This window comes from Microbaculum marinum (genome assembly GCF_037855135.1).
Classification (GTDB): domain Bacteria; phylum Pseudomonadota; class Alphaproteobacteria; order Rhizobiales; family Tepidamorphaceae; genus Microbaculum; species Microbaculum marinum.
Genome location: NZ_JAZHOF010000011.1, coordinates 207,210 through 226,691, shown reverse-complemented (window position 1 = coordinate 226,691; position 19,482 = coordinate 207,210). Strand labels below are relative to the sequence as shown.

Annotated in this window: 22 protein-coding genes and 1 pseudogene; 15 read left to right on the top strand and 8 right to left on the bottom strand. The window is 65.7% G+C overall.

Features of this window, described 5'->3' with window-relative positions; translation table 11 throughout:
• Positions 1 to 144 precede the first annotated feature (144 nt).
• Complete coding sequence (locus V3328_RS23340) at positions 145 to 1,392, bottom strand: NAD(P)/FAD-dependent oxidoreductase (protein WP_340332130.1); 1,248 nt, start codon at positions 1,390 to 1,392, stop codon at positions 145 to 147.
• Positions 1,393 to 1,487: 95 nt separating this feature from the next.
• On the opposite strand from V3328_RS23340, the gene V3328_RS23335 reads away from it, so the two are divergent.
• Together V3328_RS23335 and purB are read left to right on the top strand one after the other, a co-directional pair.
• Positions 1,488 to 2,456 carry a sodium:proton symporter gene (locus V3328_RS23335; RefSeq protein WP_340332129.1) on the top strand — a complete coding sequence of 323 codons (969 nt, stop codon included), beginning with the start codon at positions 1,488 to 1,490 and terminating at the stop codon, positions 2,454 to 2,456.
• Between the two features lie 58 nt (positions 2,457 to 2,514).
• Positions 2,515 to 3,825 (top strand): adenylosuccinate lyase, encoded by a 1,311-nt coding sequence (purB, locus tag V3328_RS23330; protein WP_340332128.1) that lies wholly within the window; start codon positions 2,515 to 2,517, stop codon positions 3,823 to 3,825.
• A 9-nt stretch (positions 3,826 to 3,834) separates the two neighbouring features.
• Here purB and V3328_RS23325 read toward each other — a convergent pair whose 3' ends face one another.
• On the bottom strand, positions 3,835 to 4,158 hold the full coding sequence (locus V3328_RS23325) for a DUF1476 domain-containing protein (RefSeq protein ID WP_340332140.1): 324 nt from the start codon (positions 4,156 to 4,158) through the stop codon (positions 3,835 to 3,837).
• A gap of 331 nt (positions 4,159 to 4,489) precedes the next feature.
• Between V3328_RS23325 and purC the strand changes: the two genes are divergently transcribed.
• Together purC and purS (V3328_RS23315) are read left to right on the top strand one after the other, a co-directional pair.
• Positions 4,490 to 5,254, top strand: a complete 765-nt coding sequence (gene purC / locus V3328_RS23320) for a phosphoribosylaminoimidazolesuccinocarboxamide synthase (protein ID WP_340332139.1) — start codon at positions 4,490 to 4,492, stop codon at positions 5,252 to 5,254.
• A gap of 15 nt (positions 5,255 to 5,269) precedes the next feature.
• The gene (gene purS / locus V3328_RS23315) at positions 5,270 to 5,509 is read left to right on the top strand and encodes a phosphoribosylformylglycinamidine synthase subunit PurS (RefSeq protein WP_340332127.1); all 240 of its coding nucleotides are present in this window, start codon (positions 5,270 to 5,272) and stop codon (positions 5,507 to 5,509) included.
• Positions 5,510 to 5,611: 102 nt separating this feature from the next.
• On the opposite strand, the gene V3328_RS23310 is transcribed toward purS (V3328_RS23315), so the two are convergent.
• Positions 5,612 to 6,553: an amidohydrolase family protein gene (locus V3328_RS23310; RefSeq protein WP_340332126.1), complete on the bottom strand. Its 942-nt coding sequence runs from the start codon at positions 6,551 to 6,553 to the stop codon at positions 5,612 to 5,614.
• A gap of 92 nt (positions 6,554 to 6,645) precedes the next feature.
• On the opposite strand from V3328_RS23310, the gene V3328_RS23305 reads away from it, so the two are divergent.
• On the top strand, positions 6,646 to 7,524 hold the full coding sequence (locus tag V3328_RS23305; RefSeq protein ID WP_340332125.1) for an NAD(P)-dependent oxidoreductase: 879 nt from the start codon (positions 6,646 to 6,648) through the stop codon (positions 7,522 to 7,524).
• 46 nt (positions 7,525 to 7,570) lie between these two features.
• Positions 7,571 to 7,723: pseudogene (gene purS / locus V3328_RS23300) on the top strand (phosphoribosylformylglycinamidine synthase subunit PurS); the annotation flags it as partial.
• 18 nt (positions 7,724 to 7,741) lie between these two features.
• On the opposite strand, the gene V3328_RS23295 reads toward purS (V3328_RS23300), so the two are convergent.
• The 3 genes from V3328_RS23295 to V3328_RS23285 all read right to left on the bottom strand — a co-directional run bounded on the left by V3328_RS23295 (position 7,742) and on the right by V3328_RS23285 (position 9,701).
• Positions 7,742 to 8,383: a trimeric intracellular cation channel family protein gene (locus tag V3328_RS23295; RefSeq protein ID WP_340332124.1), complete on the bottom strand. Its 642-nt coding sequence runs from the start codon at positions 8,381 to 8,383 to the stop codon at positions 7,742 to 7,744.
• A gap of 110 nt (positions 8,384 to 8,493) precedes the next feature.
• Positions 8,494 to 8,775 (bottom strand): hypothetical protein, encoded by a 282-nt coding sequence (locus V3328_RS23290; RefSeq protein ID WP_340332123.1) that lies wholly within the window; start codon positions 8,773 to 8,775, stop codon positions 8,494 to 8,496.
• Entirely contained in the window at positions 8,772 to 9,701 is a 930-nt protein-coding gene (locus V3328_RS23285) for a transglutaminase-like domain-containing protein (RefSeq protein ID WP_340332122.1), read from the bottom strand. Before V3328_RS23285 ends, V3328_RS23290 begins: the two co-directional genes overlap by 4 nt.
• Positions 9,702 to 9,903: 202 nt before the next feature.
• On the opposite strand from V3328_RS23285, the gene purQ reads away from it, so the two are divergent.
• The 5 genes from purQ (at position 9,904) to grxD (ending at position 14,318) form a co-directional block, all read left to right on the top strand.
• Entirely contained in the window at positions 9,904 to 10,599 is a 696-nt protein-coding gene (purQ, locus tag V3328_RS23280) for a phosphoribosylformylglycinamidine synthase subunit PurQ (RefSeq protein WP_340332121.1), read from the top strand.
• Entirely contained in the window at positions 10,599 to 11,255 is a 657-nt protein-coding gene (locus V3328_RS23275; protein WP_340332120.1) for a glutathione S-transferase family protein, read from the top strand. The genes purQ and V3328_RS23275 overlap by 1 nt, the downstream gene beginning before the upstream one ends.
• Before the next feature lie 89 nt (positions 11,256 to 11,344).
• Entirely contained in the window at positions 11,345 to 13,582 is a 2,238-nt protein-coding gene (purL, locus tag V3328_RS23270) for a phosphoribosylformylglycinamidine synthase subunit PurL (RefSeq protein WP_340332119.1), read from the top strand.
• A gap of 16 nt (positions 13,583 to 13,598) precedes the next feature.
• Positions 13,599 to 13,835 (top strand): BolA family protein, encoded by a 237-nt coding sequence (locus tag V3328_RS23265; RefSeq protein WP_340332118.1) that lies wholly within the window; start codon positions 13,599 to 13,601, stop codon positions 13,833 to 13,835.
• A gap of 141 nt (positions 13,836 to 13,976) precedes the next feature.
• Positions 13,977 to 14,318 (top strand): Grx4 family monothiol glutaredoxin, encoded by a 342-nt coding sequence (gene grxD, locus V3328_RS23260; protein ID WP_340332117.1) that lies wholly within the window; start codon positions 13,977 to 13,979, stop codon positions 14,316 to 14,318.
• Positions 14,319 to 14,412: 94 nt separating this feature from the next.
• Here grxD and dksA read toward each other — a convergent pair whose 3' ends face one another.
• Positions 14,413 to 14,826, bottom strand: a complete 414-nt coding sequence (dksA, locus tag V3328_RS23255; protein ID WP_340332116.1) for an RNA polymerase-binding protein DksA — start codon at positions 14,824 to 14,826, stop codon at positions 14,413 to 14,415.
• Positions 14,827 to 15,211: 385 nt separating this feature from the next.
• On the opposite strand from dksA, the gene V3328_RS23250 reads away from it, so the two are divergent.
• From V3328_RS23250 to V3328_RS23240, 3 genes are all read left to right on the top strand, one after another.
• Entirely contained in the window at positions 15,212 to 16,057 is an 846-nt protein-coding gene (locus V3328_RS23250) for an AAA family ATPase (RefSeq protein ID WP_340332115.1), read from the top strand.
• Positions 16,058 to 16,158: 101 nt separating this feature from the next.
• Positions 16,159 to 16,416 carry a hypothetical protein gene (locus tag V3328_RS23245; RefSeq protein WP_340332114.1) on the top strand — a complete coding sequence of 86 codons (258 nt, stop codon included), beginning with the start codon at positions 16,159 to 16,161 and terminating at the stop codon, positions 16,414 to 16,416.
• Positions 16,417 to 16,767: 351 nt separating this feature from the next.
• Positions 16,768 to 17,235: a BA14K family protein gene (locus tag V3328_RS23240; RefSeq protein ID WP_340332113.1), complete on the top strand. Its 468-nt coding sequence runs from the start codon at positions 16,768 to 16,770 to the stop codon at positions 17,233 to 17,235.
• 22 nt (positions 17,236 to 17,257) lie between these two features.
• Here the strand turns inward: V3328_RS23240 and V3328_RS23235 are convergent, their stop codons facing one another.
• Positions 17,258 to 18,577, bottom strand: a complete 1,320-nt coding sequence (locus tag V3328_RS23235) for an NAD(P)/FAD-dependent oxidoreductase (protein ID WP_340332112.1) — start codon at positions 18,575 to 18,577, stop codon at positions 17,258 to 17,260.
• A gap of 135 nt (positions 18,578 to 18,712) precedes the next feature.
• On the opposite strand from V3328_RS23235, the gene V3328_RS23230 reads away from it, so the two are divergent.
• Positions 18,713 to 19,480, top strand: coding sequence for an enoyl-CoA hydratase (locus V3328_RS23230; protein ID WP_340332111.1), 768 nt, complete (start codon positions 18,713 to 18,715; stop codon positions 19,478 to 19,480).
• Positions 19,481 to 19,482: the final 2 nt, after the last annotated feature.

The following is a 19,482-nucleotide window of genomic DNA, read 5'->3' as shown; positions in this document are numbered from 1 at the left end:
TCCCCTCCCCCTTGATGGGGGAGGGTCGGGGTGGGGGTGCGCGGGCCGCCGGCTCGATGCCGGCGGACCGCGGCGGCCGAACCGCGGATTCATAGGCCAATCATGCAGCCGACAGGCGGAAACTGCGACGATCCCGCAGCCCCCTCACCCGAACCGCGTCACCGAATACGGCGCGGGATCGACAACCGTCGCCTCGCCGCAGATCATCTCCGCCAGGAGCCGCCCGCTGACCGGGCCGAGCGTCAGGCCGAGGTGGGCGTGGCCGAAGTCGAGCCAGAGGCCGGCATGGTTCGGCGCCGGGCCGATCGCGGGAAGCGAATCGGGGAAGGACGGGCGGCGGCCCATCCAGGGACTGTCCTCGACCGGCTCGCCGAGCGGTATCAGTTCGCGCACATGCGGCTCGATGCGCGACACCTGCACCGGCGTCGGCGGCGCGTCGCGGTCGGCAAACTCGATGCCGGTGGTGACCCGGATGCCCAGCGTCATCGGCGACATCGCATAGCCGTAGGAGACGTCGACGATCGGCCGCACCAGGCTGGCATTGCCCTTCGGCCGGTAGTGCGTGTGATAGCCGCGCTTCACCGCGAACGGCACCCGGTAGCCGAGCGGCGTCAACAGGTCCATCGACCACGGCCCCAACGCCACGACCACCTCGCGGGCAGCGATCGAGCCGCCGTCGGTCTCGATCGTCCAGCCGGCGCCCGACGGCGTCAGCCGCCGCGTCGCGGTCCGCTCGAAGCTGCCGCCGTCGGCTGCGAACTGCGCGGCGTAGGCCTTGGTGACCGCGCCCGGATCGCTCAGCGAGGCGACGTCGTGCCAGTGCTCGGCCCTGGCAAAGACCGAGTTGAGATGCGGTTCGAGCTCGCGGACCTCCTCGGGGTCCAGCACGTCGTAGCCGAAGCCGCCCTCGTCGGCGATCCTCCGTTCAAGGGCGTTGGCCTGGAAGGCGGCCTCGCTGCGGTAGATCCGGATCCAGCCGGTCTCGCGCAGGTAGCGTTCGGCGCCGGCCGCGCTGAGCAGCGCCTTGTGCTCGTCGATAGCATGGGCCAGCAGCGCCATGACGTGACCCCCGTTGGCGCGCAGCTTCGCCTCGCTCGAATTGGCGGCAAGCTGCATCAGCCACGGCGCGACCTTCGGCATCGCGCCCCAGTGGAAATGCATCTCCGGCTGCATGTTGCGGGCGTATCGGAGCAGCGAGCGGACGTCGCGCGGCATGGCGATCGGCACATAGGTGCCGCCCTCGATCACGCCGGTGTTGCCGTAGGAGGTCTCCTCGCCCGGATCGCGCCGGTCGACGAGTGTCACCGACCGGCCTCGCTTCTGCAGATGGATCGCCGCGGAAACGCCGACGATGCCGGCGCCGATCACCACAATGTCTCGCTCGGCCGTCACGATGCTTTCCCGTTCGGTTGACTTCGCATAAGCAGGCGGGGAACCACCTGTAGCGCACTCCCCGCGCTCCCGACAACGGGGCAACGACCCGACCTATGATCGCCCAGATCCTGAAAGTCCTGGATTGGCTCGGCCGGCAGGGCACCCGGGCGATCGCGATCAGCCTCGTCCTCGGCATGGTGCTGCCGCCGCTGTCGGCGGTGCTGAAGCCGCTGATCCCGCAGGCCGTGTTCGTGCTGCTGCTGATCGCCTTCCTGCGGGTCGACGCCCATGCGGTATCGCACCGCCTGAAGCGGCCGTGGCTGGTGATTGCGGTGGTCGGCTGGATGATGGTGGTGCTGCCGCTGGCGCTCGGCCTGCCGCTTCTGGCGATCGGCGCCGAGACCTGGCGGCCGGGCGTCATGGTCGCATTCATCGTCATGGCGATCGCCCCGCCGATTATGTCGACGCCGGGTTTTGCCTATCTGCTCAACCTTGACGGCGCGCTGAGCCTGACCGTTCTTGTCGCCGCGATGATCGCCACGCCGGTGCTATGCCCGCTGATCGCCGGCCTGCTGGTCGGCGATGCCCTGCCCATTTCCGCTCTCGACATGGGCCTGCGACTGGCCGTCCTGCTGTGCGGTTCGCTGGTCGCTGCGCTCGTCCTGAGGCGGTTGATCGGGTTGGAACGCATCGAGCGCTCGCGGCGCATCTTCGACGGCGCCAATGTCGTGCTGCTGTTCGTGTTCGCCGTGGCGATCATGGACGGCGTCGCGGTGCGCCTCGTCGCCGAGCCGCTGTTCGTGCTCGGCCTGCTGGCGGCAGCGGTCGGATTTGCGTTGACGTTCATCGTGGTGTCCGCGCTGGTCTTCCGGTTCGCCGGCCTGGAGCAGTCGCTGACCATCGCGATCTCCGCCGGCAACCGCAACATGGCGCTGATGGCCGCGGCCCTGGCAGGTGTCATCCCCGATGCGAGCTGGACGTTCTTCGCCGTCGCCCAGGTGCCGATCTATCTGCTGCCCTGGCTGACCAAGCCGGTGATCGACCGGCTGATCGGTTCGCCGCAGGAGCCGACCCGACATTGAGCACGGAGCGGCCTTCTGCTAAAGACGCCGCTTCCGTCACGCAACACCCGACAAGCTGATGATTCCGCGCTATTCACGCCCCGAGATGGCATCGATCTGGGCGCCGGAGACGAGATTCCGGATCTGGTTCGAGATCGAGGCCGCCGCCGCCGAAGCGATGGCGGACATCGGCCTGATTCCAGCCGACGCCGCCCGCACGATCCGCAAAAAGGGCGATGCCGCAGAATTCGATGTCGCCCGCATCGACGAGATCGAACGGGAGGTGAAGCACGACGTCATCGCCTTCCTGACGCACCTGGCCGAGTTCATCGGACCGGAGTCGCGCTTCGTCCATCTTGGCATGACGTCGTCGGACGTCCTCGACACCTGCCTGTCGATCCAGTTGAGCCGGGCCGCCGACCTCCTGCTCGCCGACGTCGACGCCCTGCTCGCGGCGCTGAAGCGGCGGGCGTTCGAGCACAGGCTCACTCCCACCATCGGCCGCAGTCACGGCATCCACGCCGAGCCGACCACCTTCGGCGTGAAGCTCGCCGGATTCCACGCCGAGTTCGAGCGCAACCGCCGCCGCCTCGCCTCCGCCCGCGAGGAGATCGCCACCTGCGCGATGTCCGGCTCGGTCGGCTCGTTCGCCAATATCGATCCGCGCATAGAGGAAATGGTCGCAGCGAAGCTCGGCCTGACGCCGGAGCCGGTCTCCACCCAGGTGATCCCCCGCGACCGGCATGCCGCCTTCTTCGCAACCCTCGGCGTCGTCGCTTCGTCGATCGAGCGGCTGGCGACCGAGATCCGGCATCTGCAGCGCACCGAGGTGCTGGAAGCCGAGGAATACTTCTCGCCGGGCCAGAAGGGCTCGTCGTCGATGCCGCACAAGCGCAACCCGGTGCTGACGGAGAATCTGACGGGCCTCGCCAGAATGGTGCGCGCCTATGTCACCCCGGCCCTCGAAAACGTCGCCCTATGGCACGAGCGGGACATTTCGCATTCGTCGGTGGAGAGGATGATCGGTCCCGACGCCACCGTGACGCTGGATTTCGCGCTGTCGCGGCTGACGGGCGTCGTCGACAATCTGGTGATCTATCCCGACCGCATGCGGGCAAATCTCGACCGACTGGGCGGTCTCATCCATTCGCAGCGGGTGCTGCTAGCACTGGCCCAGGCCGGCATGAGCCGCGAGGACGCCTATGCGGCCGTGCAGCGCCATGCCATGCGGGTCTGGAACGGCGAAGGCCAGTTCCTGGATTTCCTGAAGGAAGACCCGGAAGTGACTCAGGCGATTCAGGTTTCGGACCTCGAGGCCCTGTTCGACCTCGACTATCACTTCAAGAACGTCGATGCGATCTTCGACCGGGTGTTCGGCCCGGGCGGGTAGAGGTCGCAGTCAGCCTTCGCGCTGAAGCTGCTCCATCGCCGCGATCATCATCTCGTCCATGGTCCGGCGGATCTGGTGGTCGGACTGGTCGACGCCGGCGGCATCGAAATCGGCGCGGATCTTGCGGAACACGTCCTCGTCGCCGGCTTCCTCGAAATCGGCTCGGACCACGTCCTTCGCATACTGGTCGGCCGCCTCGCCGGTCATGCCGAGCTTCTCCGCCGCCCAGTGGCCGAGCAGCTTGTTTCGCCGCGCGCCTGCCCGGAAGCGCATTTCCTCGTCATGCGCGAACTTCTCCTCGAAGCCCTTCTTGCGCCGCTCGAATTCCGACATCTCCGCCTCCTCGTGGCAGGCGCGTGCTCGCGCCTGAAGGTCGATTTTCGCGACTTGCATACAAGCCGGGACACCCCAAATCAACAGCCCGATAGATGGCGCCGATCACCCGCTTGAGGCTAGAAAATGCGGCATCCTCGCGGGATCTCCGGCCGCGTTGTATCGCGTTGACGGATCGGATAGTGTGCGCCGGAATTCTCGGGAGAATCCTGACTCGATGTGAGTCTCGCGCCGGGGCCAAGCACGGCACGCCGCGGGATGCATGCAAGCCTAAGGGCCGGTGTCGCCCGCTATCCCGGCGCCAGGATTCCTAATGACAGGTCTGATCAGAATGAACCGCCGCCGCAGAGTTTACGAAGGCAAGGCCAAGATCCTCTATGAAGGTCCGGAACCGGGAACGCTGGTCCAGCATTTCAAGGACGACGCCACGGCGTTCAACAACAAGAAGCATGCCCAGATCGAGGGCAAAGGGGTGCTTAACAACCGGATTTCCGAGCACATCTTTCAGAACCTGAACGATATCGGCGTGCCGACCCATTTCGTCCGGCGGCTCAACATGCGCGAGCAGCTGATCCGCGAAGTGGAGATCATTCCGCTTGAGGTGGTCGTCCGCAACGTCGCCGCCGGATCGCTGTCGAAGCGCCTCGGCATCGACGAGGGCACGCAGCTTCCCCGTTCGATCATCGAGTTCTACTACAAGAACGACGAACTCGACGACCCGATGGTCTCCGAGGAGCACATCACCGCGTTCGGCTGGGCGAGTCCCCAGGAAATCGACGACGTCATGGCCCTGTCGCTGCGTGTCAACGACTTCCTCACCGGCCTGTTCCTCGGCGTCGGCATCCGGCTCGTCGACTTCAAGCTGGAGTTCGGCCGCCTCTACGAGGGCGAAATGGTCCGCATCGTCGTCGCCGACGAGATCAGCCCGGACTCCTGCCGGTTGTGGGACATCCAGTCGGGAGACAAGCTCGACAAGGACCGGTTCCGCCGCGACATGGGCGGCCTCGTCGAAGCCTATCAGGAAGTCGCCCGCCGCCTCGGCATCATGGTCGGAAACGAGCAGAACATCCCTCGCGGGCCGGTGCTGGTGAAATAAGGGAGCCGGCACGGCATGAAGGCACGCGTGACAGTGACGCTGAAGAACGGCGTCCTCGACCCGCAGGGCAAGGCGATCCAGCATGCCCTGTCCTCGCTGGGATTCGACGGCGTCGACGACGTGCGTCAGGGAAAGCTTATCGAGCTGGAGCTGCAGGGCCGCGACCGCGAGCAGGCGAAGGCCGACCTGGTGGCGATGTGCGAGAAGCTGCTCGCCAACACGGTGATCGAGAACTACTCGATCGAGCTTGTGTAGGACCTTCGATCCATTTCCTCGCGGCCGGAACCTGCCAGTCTCCGGCGCGCGGGGGAACCGAGGGCCATTCGTCTCGCGACAGCGGATATTCGGAACCGACTGCTAAAGCCGGTAGATCCGCACCGCATTGTCGTGGAACAGCTTGCGCCGGTCCGCCACCGGGAGATCAGCCACCGCCTCCCGAAACCCGTCGTAAATCGTGGTAAACGGTCCCGCCAGCCGGTCGACCGGATAGTTGCTGGCGAACATGCACCGATCCACCCCGAAGATGGCGACGGCGTCGCGGATCACCGGCGCGTTGGCCTCCACAGTCCACGGCAATCCCGGCCGCCCCAGACCGGAAATCTTGAGCGCGACGTTGAGCTGTGCGGCGACCGTCTCGAGCGCATGTCTCCAACCGGCAAGCCCCTCCTCAGACCGGTCCGACGGCAACCCGGTGTGGTTGACGATGATTGTCGTTGCGGGAAAGGCTGCGGCGAGTTCGGCTGCCGCGTCCAGGTGCCACCACGGCGTCTGCAGGTCGTAGGAAAGACTGAAACGCTCGAGCAGCGCATATCCGTCCCGCCATTTCGGATCATCCATCGAGCCCGAAGTCCCGCGCCGGGCATCCTGCGGACGCCCGGACGCCGCAGGCTTGTGTCGGATGCCGCGGACCAACGGGCTGGCGGCATGGCCGCGAAGCACGTCCTCGATGTCTTCGCGATCCGGCTCGGCGTGTCCGATGCAGGCACTTGGAAAGTCGTATTTCGCCGCAATCCCCTCGATCCAGCGGGTCTCGGCAACCGGATCGCCCCGGTCCCACTCGGCCTCCATGTGAACCGTCTTGACGATACGGTTCGCGCCGACGTGTTGAAGGTAGTCCGGCGGCAGATATGTGCGCTTCAATACCGAATAGTCGCCATACCGGAAGGGAATCAACTTGGGGTCGCAGAGCCAGGGATAGTAGTTCCGGTCGAGGTCCCAGAAATGCTGGTGGGCGTCGACGATCGGCATGCCGTCGCCTTTGGTGGCGCCATCTTCTCCGGTGTCGGTTGCCCTGCTCATGACATGCCCTCTGACATTCGGTCTCTCCCCGTTGCCATCCCGGACCGGATAACCGGTAATGCATACATAAAACGACGGGAGGAGTCGCGGCGATGGGCGAGACGATCGGATTCATAGGACTGGGCCTGATGGGCGAAGGGTTTACCCGGCGGCTCATGGATGCCGGATACACGGTGGCAGGGTACGATATAAACGAGGCGAGGAATTCGGCGGCTTCCGATTGGGGGGTGCAGGTCGCCGCCTCACCCGCCGAGGTTGCGAAATGCGCGGAGATCGTTCTGCTCTGCGTCGTCAATACACGGGCGGTCGAGGACGTCGTCGCCGACATCGTCTCGTCCGGGCGGCTCGACGGAAAGGTCCTGATTGACCATTCCACCACGGAGATCGCCGCTACGACCCGGCTCGCGTCTCTCCTCGAAGACCGGACCGGCATGGCCTTCGTCGACGCGCCGGTCTCGGGCGGGCCGCAAGCGGCACGGGAGGGCACGCTCGCAATCATGGCAGGCGGACCGGACGCCGCGATCGCTCGAATCAGCCCGCTCATGAAGCACCTGGGCAAGCTCACGCACATGGGCGCCGTGGGCACCGGGCAGGCGACCAAACTGGTCAACCAGACGATCGTCCTCACCAACTTCTGCGTCCTGGCGGAGGCGCTCCGGCTGGCCGAGGCGCACGGTGTCGACGCATCACGGATCCCCGATGCGCTTTCGTCCGGCTATGCCGGCTCGAACCTGCTGCCGGTCGCCTTCGAACGCATGATCGCCCGCGACTTCGCCCCGCGCGGCTACGCCCGACAGGTGCTCAAGGACCTCGAAATGGTCCAGGAGGACGCCCGGCCCTACCATCTCGCCATGCCGATGACATCCCAGGCGCTGACCCTGTTCCGCATGCTGGTAGCCGCAGGCAATAGCGAATTGGACGGATTTGCGGTTCTCAACCTCCTTCCGGAGGTCGACGGGAATGGCCACTAGTCATTGCTTCAACGACAAAGACCCGCACCTTTGGCGCGCCCGTATTCAAGGCGTCGACGACGTGCGCCAGGGAAAGGTCATCGAACTGGAACTGCAGGGCCGCGACCGCGAGCAGGCCAAGGCCGACCTGGTGGCGATGTGCGAGAAGCCGCTCGCCAACACGGTGATCGAGAACTACTCGATCGAGATCGCGGACTGATTCGGGGGCCGTTTCGCACTACTTCCCGTCCCGCGCGTGCAAATCGCCGGCATAGACGAATTTCGGCATGTTCCAGCCATACCGCAGCGCCAGGAGACGCAGCGTCAGGCCGACTGCCATAGCTCCCAGCATGACGGGATCGTGCGGCAGCCCGGCCTGGAGCCCGCCGAGATACAGCCCGCCGGTGACGATCGAGACGCTGGCGTAGAGTTCGCTCCGAAACAGCAGCGGAATCTCGTTGCACAGGATGTCGCGGAGGACGCCGCCCAAGCATCCCGTGATCATCCCTGCCACTATGACGACGATGACCGGCTGCCCCATTTCCAGCGCCACGTTGCAGCCGATCACGGTGAACACGGCCAGTCCGATTGCGTCGAGCAGCAGAAACAGGCGGCGCAGGTGGGGCATGAAGCGGGCCAGCGGGATCGTCGCGAGCGCCGCGCCGCAGGTGATGAACAGGTAGTGCGGGTGAGCCACCCATGTCAGCGGGTAGTGGCCGAGCAGCACGTCGCGAATGGACCCGCCGCCAAGGGCGGTTATGCTTCCAAGCATCGCGACGCCGAACCAGTCCATGCTCCTGCGGCCCGCCGACAGCGCCGCCGTCATCGCCTCGACCGTGATCGCGACGAAGAAGAAATAGTGGATGACGAGAATGCTCATTGCCGGTGCCCGCTACGTTCTCCGAGGTCGAAGCACGATAGCGGGGTCCAGGCGTTCTACGCCATTCGTCCGACGGCGGACTTGCCCCCCGACGCAGTGAAGCCTGTCGGCTACTTCGTAAGCCTGCGCCTGTTCGCCCGCACGCGGCTTCGGTAGCCGCGGATGGCATTTGCCGCGATACGCTCGCTGCTGTTGCCGCCGACGGCGGCGAGCGTCGCCGCCGTACCGAGCTGAATGGCGGCCTGCATCTTTTCGGTCGCCATCCGGGAAAGCTCCCGATCGGCACTCGCGCCGCCTGCGGCGACGCGCATCATCCTCAGCCAGACGACCTGTTGCGCCTCCATGGCCAGAAACGCGGAATTCATGAACAGCGACATGATTGACGGCGTCATTGTGATTGCCTCGATCCCAGGGTTTTTACATCCGGCTCCCCCGCCAGGAGCGGGGCCAGCGGTGTCGGCATGCGATTGTGCGACGCAAGGGAGGGCCGGCCGATGCGGGCGGGCCGGTTCGTCGCGGGCACCTCGTCGGTCCAGACCTCGAAGGCCTTCAGGCTGTACTGGCCGAAGGCAGCTATCATCGGAACGTCGGCCGCGTCGCGGCCGCGCACCATCACGATCCGGCCGATGCGCGGAATGTTGTAGCGGGCGTCGAACGTATGCCACCGCCCGCCGAGAAACACTTCGGTCCAGGCGCAGAAGTCCCCCGGCCCGGCCGGCGGCACGCCGATGTCGCCCAGGTATCCGCTCACGTAGCGGGCCGGAAAGTTCATCGCCCGGCACAGGGTGATCATCAGGTGGGCGAAGTCGCGGCACACCCCTCGCCCCTCCCGCAGGGTATCCGACGCCGTCTTCGTGGAGCGTGCGTAGCCGTAGCCGAAGGTGACGTGGTGATGGACGAAATCGCAGATTGCCTGCACGCGCGCCCAGCCGGGCTCGGTATGACCGAACAGTTCCCAGGCCTTGGCCGACATCTCGTCGACTTCGCAGTAGCGGCTCGAGGACAGAAAACCGAGAGTGGAAAGGGGCAGGTCTTCGACGGCGTGCTGATCCGCGCAGGCAACGACGGCGTCGGGCTCGCCGGCGTCTTGCGCGACGCAATCGGCACGCAGCCTCAGCACGCCGGGCCGAGCGACGACACGCGCCCGGCGGTTTCCGAACTCGTCAAGAAACACTTCGGTCGCGAGCTTGGGATCGGTTACGATCTCGCATGTTCCCATCAACCGATGGTCTTCATCGGGATGGGGATGCAGGGCCAGCAGCAGCGGCGTCGGGCCGGCGCACTGGATCGAGATATCGAAACCGATGCGGATGCGCATTGGCCGCGCCTTTCAAATTTTGGTGGAACCAAATCACCGTCTAAACTATTGGCAGAACTGTTTGGTTCCGGCGCACAGGACCTGTATCGGCGATGGCCCCGAAGAACGCATGTGACGATCAGTCGGCTTCGCCTCGCCCTCGCCGTCTGATATAGAAACGCAACTTTCCCGAACGCTATTTGCTCAGCACTGAGGCCCCGCAGTGAAATCGGCACTTATTCTCTTTCCCGGCATCAATCGCGAACACGACATGGCCCGGGCGCTGCAACGCGCCGGCGGCATGGCGCCGACGATCGTGTGGCACAAGGACACGGAGCTGCCGCCGGTGGACCTGGTCGTGATCCCCGGGGGTTTCTCCTACGGGGACTATCTGCGCTGCGGCGCGATCGCGGCCCGCTCGCCGATCATGCGCGACGTCATCGCCAAGGCGGAGGCCGGCGTCACCGTCCTCGGCGTCTGCAACGGCTTTCAGGTGCTCACCGAAATGGGGCTCTTGCCCGGTGCGCTGATGCGCAACGCCGACCTCAGGTTCGTCTGCAAGGACGTGCTGCTGCGTGTGGAAACGACCGATACGCGCTTCACCAACCGCTACCGCAAGGGCCAGACCATCCGGACTCCGGTCGCGCACGGCGACGGCAACTATTTCGCCGACCCGGAGACGCTGGCACGGCTGGAAGGCGAAGGGCGCGTGGTCTTTCGGTATGCAAGCGCAGACGGCGACATCGACGAGACCTCCAACCCCAACGGCTCGATCGACAATATTGCCGGCATCCTCAATGCGCGCGGCAATGTGCTGGGCATGATGCCGCATCCCGAAGATCACATCGAATTGGCGCAAGGCTCCACCGACGGCCTTGGCATCTTCGAAAGCATGGTCGCAGCGTTGGAAACGGCCTGATGGCGGATTCAGATCTCACCGTCTACGGCGCACCCTACTCGGTCTACGTACGGATCGTGCGGATGACGCTGGAGGAGAAGGGCGTCGCCTACGTCCTCGACCCCGTCGACATTTTCACCCAGAACGACGAGACCAGGGCCTACCGGAAGCTCAATCCCTTCGCCAAGATTCCGACGCTGGCCCACGGCGACTTCGTGCTCTACGAAACCAGAGCCATTGCGCGGTATGTGGACGAATCGTTCGACGGGCCCTCGCTTCAGCCCTCCAGTCCCGGATCCCGGGCGCGCATGGAACAGGTGGTCGGGATCGTCGATTCCTTCGCCTACGCCGCTCTCGTCTGGGACATCTATGTAGCCCACACTGCGCGCCAGAAGAGCAACAGCGAAGAACACGCCGAACGGATCGCGAGCGCCCTGCCCATGGCCAGGATCTGCCTGGGCGAGTTCGACCGGCTGCTTGCCGGCAAGCAATTCTTCGGCGGCGCCACCGTGTCGCTGGCCGACCTGCACGTCGCTCCGGTGTTCGGCTACTTCACCACCGTTCCGGAGTCGGAGGGGCTGATGTCCGCGCACCCCGGCCTGTCGCAGTGGTGGTCGACGATGAGCGAACGCGACAGCTGGCGAACCGTCTCGGCGGGAACGCGCGACCCGCAATAACTGCGGACGGATGCGCTCATCGATTGACCTGCACTGCGCCTCGTCGTATCCGCGAGTGCCTCTTCCCGGAGCCCGGACACCGGAGTGACATGTCGATCCCTAACGACATACCGATAACGCCCGATCTCGTCGCCGACCACGGACTGAAACCGGACGAATACCAGCGCATCCTCGACCTGATCGGCCGCGAACCGACCTTTACCGAGCTCGGCATATTCTCGGCGATGTGGAACGAGCACTGCTCGTACAAGTCGTCGAAGCGCTGGCTCAAGACGCTGCCGACCGAAGGACCCCAGGTCATCCAGGGCCCCGGCGAGAACGCAGGCGTCGTCGATATCGGCGACGGCCTGGCCGTCGTCTTCAAGATGGAGAGCCACAACCACCCATCCTTCATCGAGCCCTACCAGGGGGCGGCGACCGGCGTCGGCGGCATCCTGCGCGACGTCTTCACGATGGGCGCCCGCCCGATCGCGGCGATGAACGCCCTGCGCTTCGGCGATCCGGCCCATCAGAAGACCCGCCATCTGGTCTCCGGCGTCGTCGCCGGCATCGGCGGCTACGGAAACTCGTTCGGGGTGCCGACGGTCGGCGGAGAGGTGAACTTCCACCGGCGCTACAACGGCAACATCCTGGTCAATGCGTTCGCCGCCGGCATCGCCAGAACCGACCAGATCTTCTATGCGGCGGCCACCGGCGTCGGCAACTCGATCGTCTATCTCGGCTCCAAGACCGGCCGCGACGGAATCCACGGCGCAACGATGGCCTCGGCGGAATTCGGCGAGGATGCCGAGGAGAAGCGTCCCACCGTGCAGGTCGGCGACCCGTTCTCCGAAAAGCTGCTGCTGGAGGCCTGCCTCGAACTGATGCAGACGGACGCCGTCATCGCGATCCAGGACATGGGCGCGGCCGGCCTGACCTGTTCGGCCGTTGAGATGGGTGCCAAGGGCGACCTCGGCGTGGAACTGGATCTCGATCACGTTCCGTGCCGCGAGGACGGCATGACGGCCTACGAGATGATGCTGTCGGAAAGCCAGGAGCGCATGCTGATGGTGCTGCGCCCCGGAAAGGAGGATGTCGCGCGGGCGGTCTTCGAGAAATGGGATCTCGATTTCGCCGTCATCGGCAGGACCACCGACGACCTTCGGTTCGTGGTGAAACGACACGGCGAGGTGATGGCCGACCTGCCGATCAAGGAACTCGGCGACGAGGCTCCCGAGTACGACCGCCCCTGGATTCCGGCGGAGCCGGCCGCGCCCGTCGATCCGTCCGAGGTTCCGGCACCGAATGCCATCGGCGATGCGCTGCTGCGCCTGGTCGGTTCACCGGACATGTGCTCGCGGCGCTGGATTTGGGAGCAGTACGACCACCTGATCCTCGGCAACACGATCCAGCGGCCTGGTGGCGACGCGGCGGTCGTGCGGGTCGAGGACGGGCCCAAGGGCCTCGCCTTCACCCTCGACGTGACACCGCGCTACTGCGAGGCCGATCCGGTCGAGGGCGGCAAGCAGGCGGTCGCGGAAACATGGCGGAACCTCACCGCCGTCGGCGCCACCCCCCTCGCCCTCACCGACTGCCTCAATTTCGGCAATCCGGAGCGCCCGGAGATCATGGGCCAGCTCGTCGGCGCCATCCAGGGCATCGGTGAAGCCTGTCGCGCCCTCGAATACCCGATCGTCTCGGGCAACGTGTCGCTCTACAACGAGACCTCCGGCGAGGCGATCCTGCCGACCCCGGCGCTCGGCGGCGTCGGGCTCCTCGAGGATTTCGCCCTGTCCGCCTCGATCGGCTTCAAGGCGGAGGGCGAAACGATCCTCGTCATCGGCGAGACGACCGGCCACCTCGGCCGCTCCGTCTACCTTCGCGACATCGCCGGGCGCGAGGACGGGCCGCCGCCGCCCGTCGATCTGGAGACGGAGAAGCGCAACGGCGATTTCGTGCGCGCACTGATCTCGGAGGGCCGGGTTAGCGCCGTCCACGACTGTTCGGACGGGGGGCTGCTGGTGGCGCTCGCGGAGATGATGATGGCCGGCGGCATCGGCGCGTCGATCCACACGGCGCCGGACGACCTGCCGGCCCATGCCTACTGGTTCGGCGAGGACCAGGCCCGCTACGTCGTCACGCTCGCGGCCGGCGGCGTCGAGCGGCTGTTGGCCGAGGCACGCGACTCCGGCGTGGCCGCCGCCGCCCTGGGCAGCACCGGCGGCGACGCATTGAAGCTTCCCGGCGAAGACCCAATCTATCTGGACACGCTTCGCTCTTGCCATGAAGGCTGGTTGCCCGACTATATGGCAGGACGGATCGCGACCGGATCCACAACCACCGACTGAACGACGAGGCGGCAACATGCCGATGGATGCGCGCGAGATCGAGAACCTGATCAAGACCCATATCCCCGACGCCACGGTGACGATCCGTGATCTGGCCGGCGACGGGGATCACTATGCGGCCGCGGTGGTCTCGGAGAAGTTTCGCGGCAAGAGCCGGGTGCAGCAGCACCAGATGGTCTACGAGGCGTTGCGCGGCTCCATGGGCGGCGCCCTGCACGCACTGGCGCTGCAGACCAGTGCCCCGGAAAACTGAGCCATACGGAATTCCATGTACCCGGCCCGACCCGGTCAGACTGCCGCTTTTGTTGGACATTGGCGCTCAGGACGCCATCTAGTCCGGTGGTCTCGCCGGGAGCGCCGCGAAACCAGATGACAACCGAAAGGACCGATTGACATGACCACTGCCTACGACCGGATCGACGCGGAAGTGAAGGGCAACGAGGTATTGCTCTTCATGAAGGGGACACCGACCTTCCCGCAGTGCGGCTTCTCCGGACAGGTGGTTCAGATCCTCGACTATCTGGGCGTGCCCTACAAGGGCGTAAACGTCCTCGAGGACGCCGATCTGCGCCAGGGTGTGAAGGAATACACCAACTGGCCGACCATCCCGCAGCTCTACGTCAAGGGCGAGTTCGTCGGCGGCTGCGACATCATCCGCGAGATGTTCCAGGCCGGGGAACTGCAGCAGCTCTTTGCAGAGCGCGGCGTAAAGGTCGAAGACCGGGCGGCGGGCTGACGCGCGCTCGCCCCGACATCGGAACCCTGAAAAGGAAACGCCCCTGGAGAGATCTCCCGGGGCGTTTCGGCAGGTCTGCTGATCGCTGCGGCAATCAATCGTCGCGGTACACCCGCTCCCGCCGCTCGTGACGCTCTTGAGCCTCGATCGACAACGTCGCGATTGGCCTCGCGTCCAGACGCTTGAGGCTGATCGGCTCACCGGTCTCTTCGCAATAGCCGTACGTCCCTTCGTCAATGCGCTTGAGGGCGGCATTGATCTTCGAGATCAGCTTGCGCTGACGGTCGCGGGCGCGAAGCTCGATTGCCCGGTCCGTCTCCGAAGAGGCGCGATCGGCGAGATCCGGTAAGTTCTGATTGTCGACCTGCAGCTGATTGAGCGTCTCGCGGCTCTCCCGCAGGATCTCTTCCTTCCAGACAAGCAGCTTCGCACGAAAATACTCGCGCTGACGCTTGTTCATGAAGGGCTCGTCGTCAGTAGGTCGATACTTGTCTTTAACGCCAACCATCGGCGATTCCCTGCTGGGGCCGTCGATTACGGGCGCCCTTATAACCGGAGGTCGAGAGGCTTACAACAACCAGTGAATGACAAGATTGTAATGTTAACCTTTTGGACGAACCGGGACGGCGGCGCGCTTGAATCCGCAACGACATCAAAACGTTGCGGTCGGGCCGGGACCGGCCTCCGGCCGCCTCGCGTCCCTGTCGCCGGCCTCCGCCCTCCTATTCGGGCAACCGTCCGGCCCCCGCGGCCTGCGGAGAAGCGCAGGGGCGGCGAGTCGGTTTCGAGCCCGCGTCTCGCATCGGGAGTCATCCGGCAAATTGCCGTGCTGCTGGTTGGCAGGCCAGCCGCAACTGCGCTAGAGCATTGCCAGCCAACGGGAGCCGACACGCATGCGTTTTGAAGGGTCTGAAAGTTACGTCGCCACCAAGGATCTGCGCGTTGCAGTGAACGCAGCGATCACGCTCGAACGCCCGTTGCTGGTCAAGGGCGAGCCGGGCACGGGCAAGACCGTGCTCGCCCGGGAAATGGCGGACGGCCTCGGGGTACCCCTCCTCGAATGGCACGTGAAGTCGACGACCAAGGCACAGCAGGGGCTGTACGAGTACGACGCCGTCAGCCGGTTGCGCGACAGCCAGCTTGGCGACGAACGGGTACATGACATCACCAACTACATCCGCCGCGGCAAGCTCTGGGAGGCCTTCACGGCCGAGCAGCGTCCGGTCCTGCTGATCGACGAGATCGACAAGGCCGACATCGAGTTTCCCAACGACCTCCTGCAGGAACTCGATCGGATGGAGTTCTACGTCTACGAGACAGGGGAAACGATCACGGCGCGCAACCGCCCGATCGTCGTCATCACCTCAAACAACGAAAAGGAGCTACCGGACGCCTTCCTGCGCCGCTGCTTCTTCCATTACATCCGGTTTCCCGACGCAGAGACGATGCGCGCCATCGTGGACGTCCACTTCCCCGGCCTGAAGAAGCAGCTCCTCGGCGAGGCGCTGTCGATCTTCTACGATATCCGCGAGGTCCCCGGTCTGAAGAAGAAGCCCTCGACGTCGGAGCTTCTCGACTGGATCAAGCTGCTGCTTGCCGAGGATATCGACGAATCGGTTCTGCGCGAGCGCGATCCCACCAAGCTCATTCCGCCCCTGCACGGAGCGCTGCTCAAGAACGAGCAGGACGTCCACCTCTTCGAGCGGCTCGCCTTCATGACGAGGCGCGGCGGCAACTGATTCCGCCCCGGCACAAGCACCCGTCCAAGTAGGAATTCCCCTGAAACTTTCTCCGGCGCCGCGTCGTTTTCTTTGCAGACAGTCAAGGCAAGGAGACAACGATGGCCAACGCAGGAAAGCAGATGGGCGCAGGCCAGGGCGGCCCCCGGGGTCAGCAGCACGTCGGACTGACAGATCCAAACGAGGCGCTGGATCAGGACGACTTCCAGAACGAGATCAAGGGCGAGAACCGCCTCCAGGGCAATGACCAGGCCAACGTTCGCAACGAGCGCCACGCAGTGCCGCATGCCAGGCGCAAGACCTGGGGTATCCTCGAAACGTTCCGTCGCATGGACCCGCGCCGTCGCGCAGGCGAGTGACGGCTGCTGCAGCCGGCCCGATCAGGTAGACGGGGTGACGGGGACACCCGCGTCTCCAATGGCATTCGCCTGCCCAATTGAAGCAGATTCGGAGTTCCTGAGGCGCGATCGATCGGCCGCCACATGGTCGCTGCTCCATATGCGACCGGGCTTTTCCCGGCAGGACCCGGGAGTCGTGGCCGCCGGCCTCAGTCGCTATTTCACCGGCATCGGATCCGATTGGATTTGAACGATGCGGATGTTGGTCTAGACTGCCCGCGCATTGCAGAACGTGGTGCCGGAGGCACCGTTATTTCCAACCACTCGCGGCCCATAGATCGGGCGCGCGGGAGATGTGTCGGGAGCCGCACCATGGGAATGAAACTAGCGACGGTCGCATTCACCGCAATCGTTATGATCGCCTCCGCCGCCGCGGCAGCCCCGCAGGACAGCGCAGCGTGCGACCAGTATGCCAAGAACTATGCAAAGCAGGTGTCGAGCGGCGCCGAGGTTGTGGGCGGAGCAGCGATCGGCGCCATCGGCGGTGCCGTGATCGGCGGCCTCATCGGCGGCAGCAAGGGAGCCGGCACGGGGGCGCTGATCGGCGGCGGCACCGGCGCGGTGGGCGGTGCCGCGACGCACGCCCGCAACTACCAGGACGCCTACAACTACGCCTACACCTATTGCATGAACCAGCAGGCCGCCCAGCCTCAGCCCGTCGGCGGCCTTCAGCCCTGGACCCAGCCCTGGTTCGAGTACTGTTCGTCGAAATACCGGTCGTTCAACCCGCAGACGGGCTACTACACGACCTACGGCGGCGAGCAGCGCTTCTGCCAGTAAACCCTCGTAATGGGCGCCGCGATCAGGCTCCTGCCCGGTCGTTACGCCGCGCTCGGCGCTCCTCGATACGGTCCCGCACCTGCAGCTTCCAGTAGACGAGCTGGGTTGCGGCCCGGCCGACCGGGCCGCCGGCCCATCGCGGCCCCCAGGCCGAGAACAGCCGCCAGCGATCGTCGCCATTGGCGATCGCCGCCGCGATCAGCGACCCGCCCATAGCCGTGGTATTGAGCCCGTGCCCGCCGAACCCGGTGCACGCCCAGATGCCGTCGCCGACCCGGCCGATGATCGGCATCTTGTTGATCGCGTATCCCATCAGACCCGCCCAGGCGTGCTCGATCCGGAAGTCGCCGAGCTGCGGATAGATGGCGCGGATATCCCGCTTCAGGCTGTCGGCCAGGTGCGACGGCTCCGAGCGGCGCGTGGTGATGCGCCCGCCCCACAGCAGCCGGCCGCCCCCGACGATGCGGTAATAGTCCGAGGCGCGCCGGGTGTCGCCGATGCAGCCCGGAAAACGGATCGCCTCGGCGAGCCGGTCTTCCATCGGCTCCGACGCCACGACATAGGTCGCAACCGGCAGGATCGCGCGTTCGAGCGGACGCCAGAGGCCGGCGCCGTAGGCGCTGACGGCGAGCACGACCTGGCGCGCGGCAACCGATCCGTTCGCCGTTTGAACCACCCAGCCGCCGCCGCTGCGATCGATTCGCGTGGCCGGGCTCATCTCGTGTATCACAGCGCCCTTCCTGACACCGTCCTCGGCGAGCGCCAGCGCATAGTTCAGCGGATGAATATGGAACGCGGAAGCGTCGTGCAGCCCCTGGAAGTAGGTGGTCGTGCGCAACGTCTCCCGCACCCTTTCGACGGGCCAGAAATCGCGCGGATGATCGTACTCCTCCGCCATGATGCGGGCGCGCCGCCTCAGCCCCTCGGCATCGTCGTAGCGCAGCACCTTGAGCCATCCCGGAACCGGGGCGACGCCTGCCGGATCCAGTTCGGCGATCGTATCGCGGACATACTCCACGCCGGCCACCGAGAGGCCCCAGAGCGCCCGTGCATCGTCGGGGCCCACCCTGCGCTCGATCGCCTCGATGCCTTCGGCATAGCCCGGCGACACGAAGCCGCCATTGCGCCCCGACGCAGCCCAGGCGATACGCTGCGCCTCGAGCAGCACCACCGCCTGCCCGGCCCCGGCAAGGTCGCGCGCCACCGTCAGGCCCGCAAGTCCGCCGCCGATCACGCATGTGTCCGCCTGTACATGGCCCTGGAGCGGCGGCCGCACTGCCACCGGCGGCATCGTCGCGGCATAGAAACTGTCTATGTGGCCGGGAGGAGTTTCGGGCTTCATGAGCGGACTTCGGTGAATGAACGTCGGGCAGCGCCGGCTGGCGTCGCACGGCCGGGTGGTTATGCTATGGACGGAGCGCCCGCAAGCGGCATGTCGCCGCCCCTGCCGGCAATTCACGAGCCCAGGGACGTGCACATGAGCGAACACATCGAAGTCAGCAGGAAGGGCTACGTGCTTGTCCTTCGCATCGCGCGGCCGGACAAGAAGAACGCGCTGACCGTCGACATGTATTCGGCGCTCGCCGATGCGCTGGAGAAGGCCGAGAGCGACCGCAACGTCCGCGCCGTCGCCATCCTCGGCAGCCAGGGAACGTTCTGCGCCGGCAATGACATAGGCGATTTCCTCGCACGCCCGCCGCAGGCCGAAGACGCGCCGGTCGTCCGGTTCCTGAGAGCGCTCGCCCGCTCGACGGTGCCGCTGGTCGCCGGCGTCGACGGCGACGCGGTGGGGATCGGCACCACCATGCTGCTGCACTGCGACATCGTGCTGATCACGGCGCGCGCCCGTCTACGCCTGCCTTTCGTCAACCTCGGCATCGTCCCCGAAGCCGGATCCACGCTGCTGCTTCCGAAGATCATGGGCTACACGCGGGCGGCCGAACTGATCATGCTCGCCGAACCCTTCGACGGGGCCCGGGCGGTGGAACTCGACATTGCGACCCGCGTTGTCGCACCGGATGCCCTCGAGGCCGATGTCGGGGACGTTGCTGCACGGCTGGCAAGCATGCCGCCCAATGCGATGCGCGAGACCAAGCGCCTGCTCAAGGGCGATCCCGATGCCCTTGAGGCCCGGATCATGGAGGAGGTGCGCATCTTTACCGGCCAGCTCGTATCCGCAGAAGCCCGCGAGGCGTTTACCGCGTTCATGGAGAAGCGCGCGCCGGATTTCTCGAAGACAGGATGACC

What these genes read in the sequence shown, in the direction of transcription:
- V3328_RS23335 (WP_340332129.1), top strand. Translation starts at nt 1,488, where the DNA reads ATGATCGCCCAGATCCTGAAAGTCCTGGATTGGCTCGGCCGGCAGGGC.
- purB (WP_340332128.1), top strand. Translation starts at nt 2,515, where the DNA reads ATGATTCCGCGCTATTCACGCCCCGAGATGGCATCGATCTGGGCGCCG.
- V3328_RS23325 (WP_340332140.1), bottom strand. Translation starts at nt 4,158, where the DNA reads ATGTCGGAATTCGAGCGGCGCAAGAAGGGCTTCGAGGAGAAGTTCGCG.
- purC (WP_340332139.1), top strand. Translation starts at nt 4,490, where the DNA reads ATGAACCGCCGCCGCAGAGTTTACGAAGGCAAGGCCAAGATCCTCTAT.
- purS (WP_340332127.1), top strand. Translation starts at nt 5,270, where the DNA reads ATGAAGGCACGCGTGACAGTGACGCTGAAGAACGGCGTCCTCGACCCG.
- V3328_RS23310 (WP_340332126.1), bottom strand. Translation starts at nt 6,553, where the DNA reads ATGAGCAGGGCAACCGACACCGGAGAAGATGGCGCCACCAAAGGCGAC.
- V3328_RS23305 (WP_340332125.1), top strand. Translation starts at nt 6,646, where the DNA reads ATGGGCGAGACGATCGGATTCATAGGACTGGGCCTGATGGGCGAAGGG.
- V3328_RS23295 (WP_340332124.1), bottom strand. Translation starts at nt 8,383, where the DNA reads ATGAGCATTCTCGTCATCCACTATTTCTTCTTCGTCGCGATCACGGTC.
- V3328_RS23290 (WP_340332123.1), bottom strand. Translation starts at nt 8,775, where the DNA reads ATGACGCCGTCAATCATGTCGCTGTTCATGAATTCCGCGTTTCTGGCC.
- V3328_RS23285 (WP_340332122.1), bottom strand. Translation starts at nt 9,701, where the DNA reads ATGCGCATCCGCATCGGTTTCGATATCTCGATCCAGTGCGCCGGCCCG.
- V3328_RS23275 (WP_340332120.1), top strand. Translation starts at nt 10,599, where the DNA reads ATGGCGGATTCAGATCTCACCGTCTACGGCGCACCCTACTCGGTCTAC.
- purL (WP_340332119.1), top strand. Translation starts at nt 11,345, where the DNA reads ATGTCGATCCCTAACGACATACCGATAACGCCCGATCTCGTCGCCGAC.
- V3328_RS23265 (WP_340332118.1), top strand. Translation starts at nt 13,599, where the DNA reads ATGCCGATGGATGCGCGCGAGATCGAGAACCTGATCAAGACCCATATC.
- grxD (WP_340332117.1), top strand. Translation starts at nt 13,977, where the DNA reads ATGACCACTGCCTACGACCGGATCGACGCGGAAGTGAAGGGCAACGAG.
- dksA (WP_340332116.1), bottom strand. Translation starts at nt 14,826, where the DNA reads ATGGTTGGCGTTAAAGACAAGTATCGACCTACTGACGACGAGCCCTTC.
- V3328_RS23250 (WP_340332115.1), top strand. Translation starts at nt 15,212, where the DNA reads ATGCGTTTTGAAGGGTCTGAAAGTTACGTCGCCACCAAGGATCTGCGC.
- V3328_RS23245 (WP_340332114.1), top strand. Translation starts at nt 16,159, where the DNA reads ATGGCCAACGCAGGAAAGCAGATGGGCGCAGGCCAGGGCGGCCCCCGG.
- V3328_RS23240 (WP_340332113.1), top strand. Translation starts at nt 16,768, where the DNA reads ATGGGAATGAAACTAGCGACGGTCGCATTCACCGCAATCGTTATGATC.
- V3328_RS23235 (WP_340332112.1), bottom strand. Translation starts at nt 18,577, where the DNA reads ATGAAGCCCGAAACTCCTCCCGGCCACATAGACAGTTTCTATGCCGCG.
- V3328_RS23230 (WP_340332111.1), top strand. Translation starts at nt 18,713, where the DNA reads ATGAGCGAACACATCGAAGTCAGCAGGAAGGGCTACGTGCTTGTCCTT.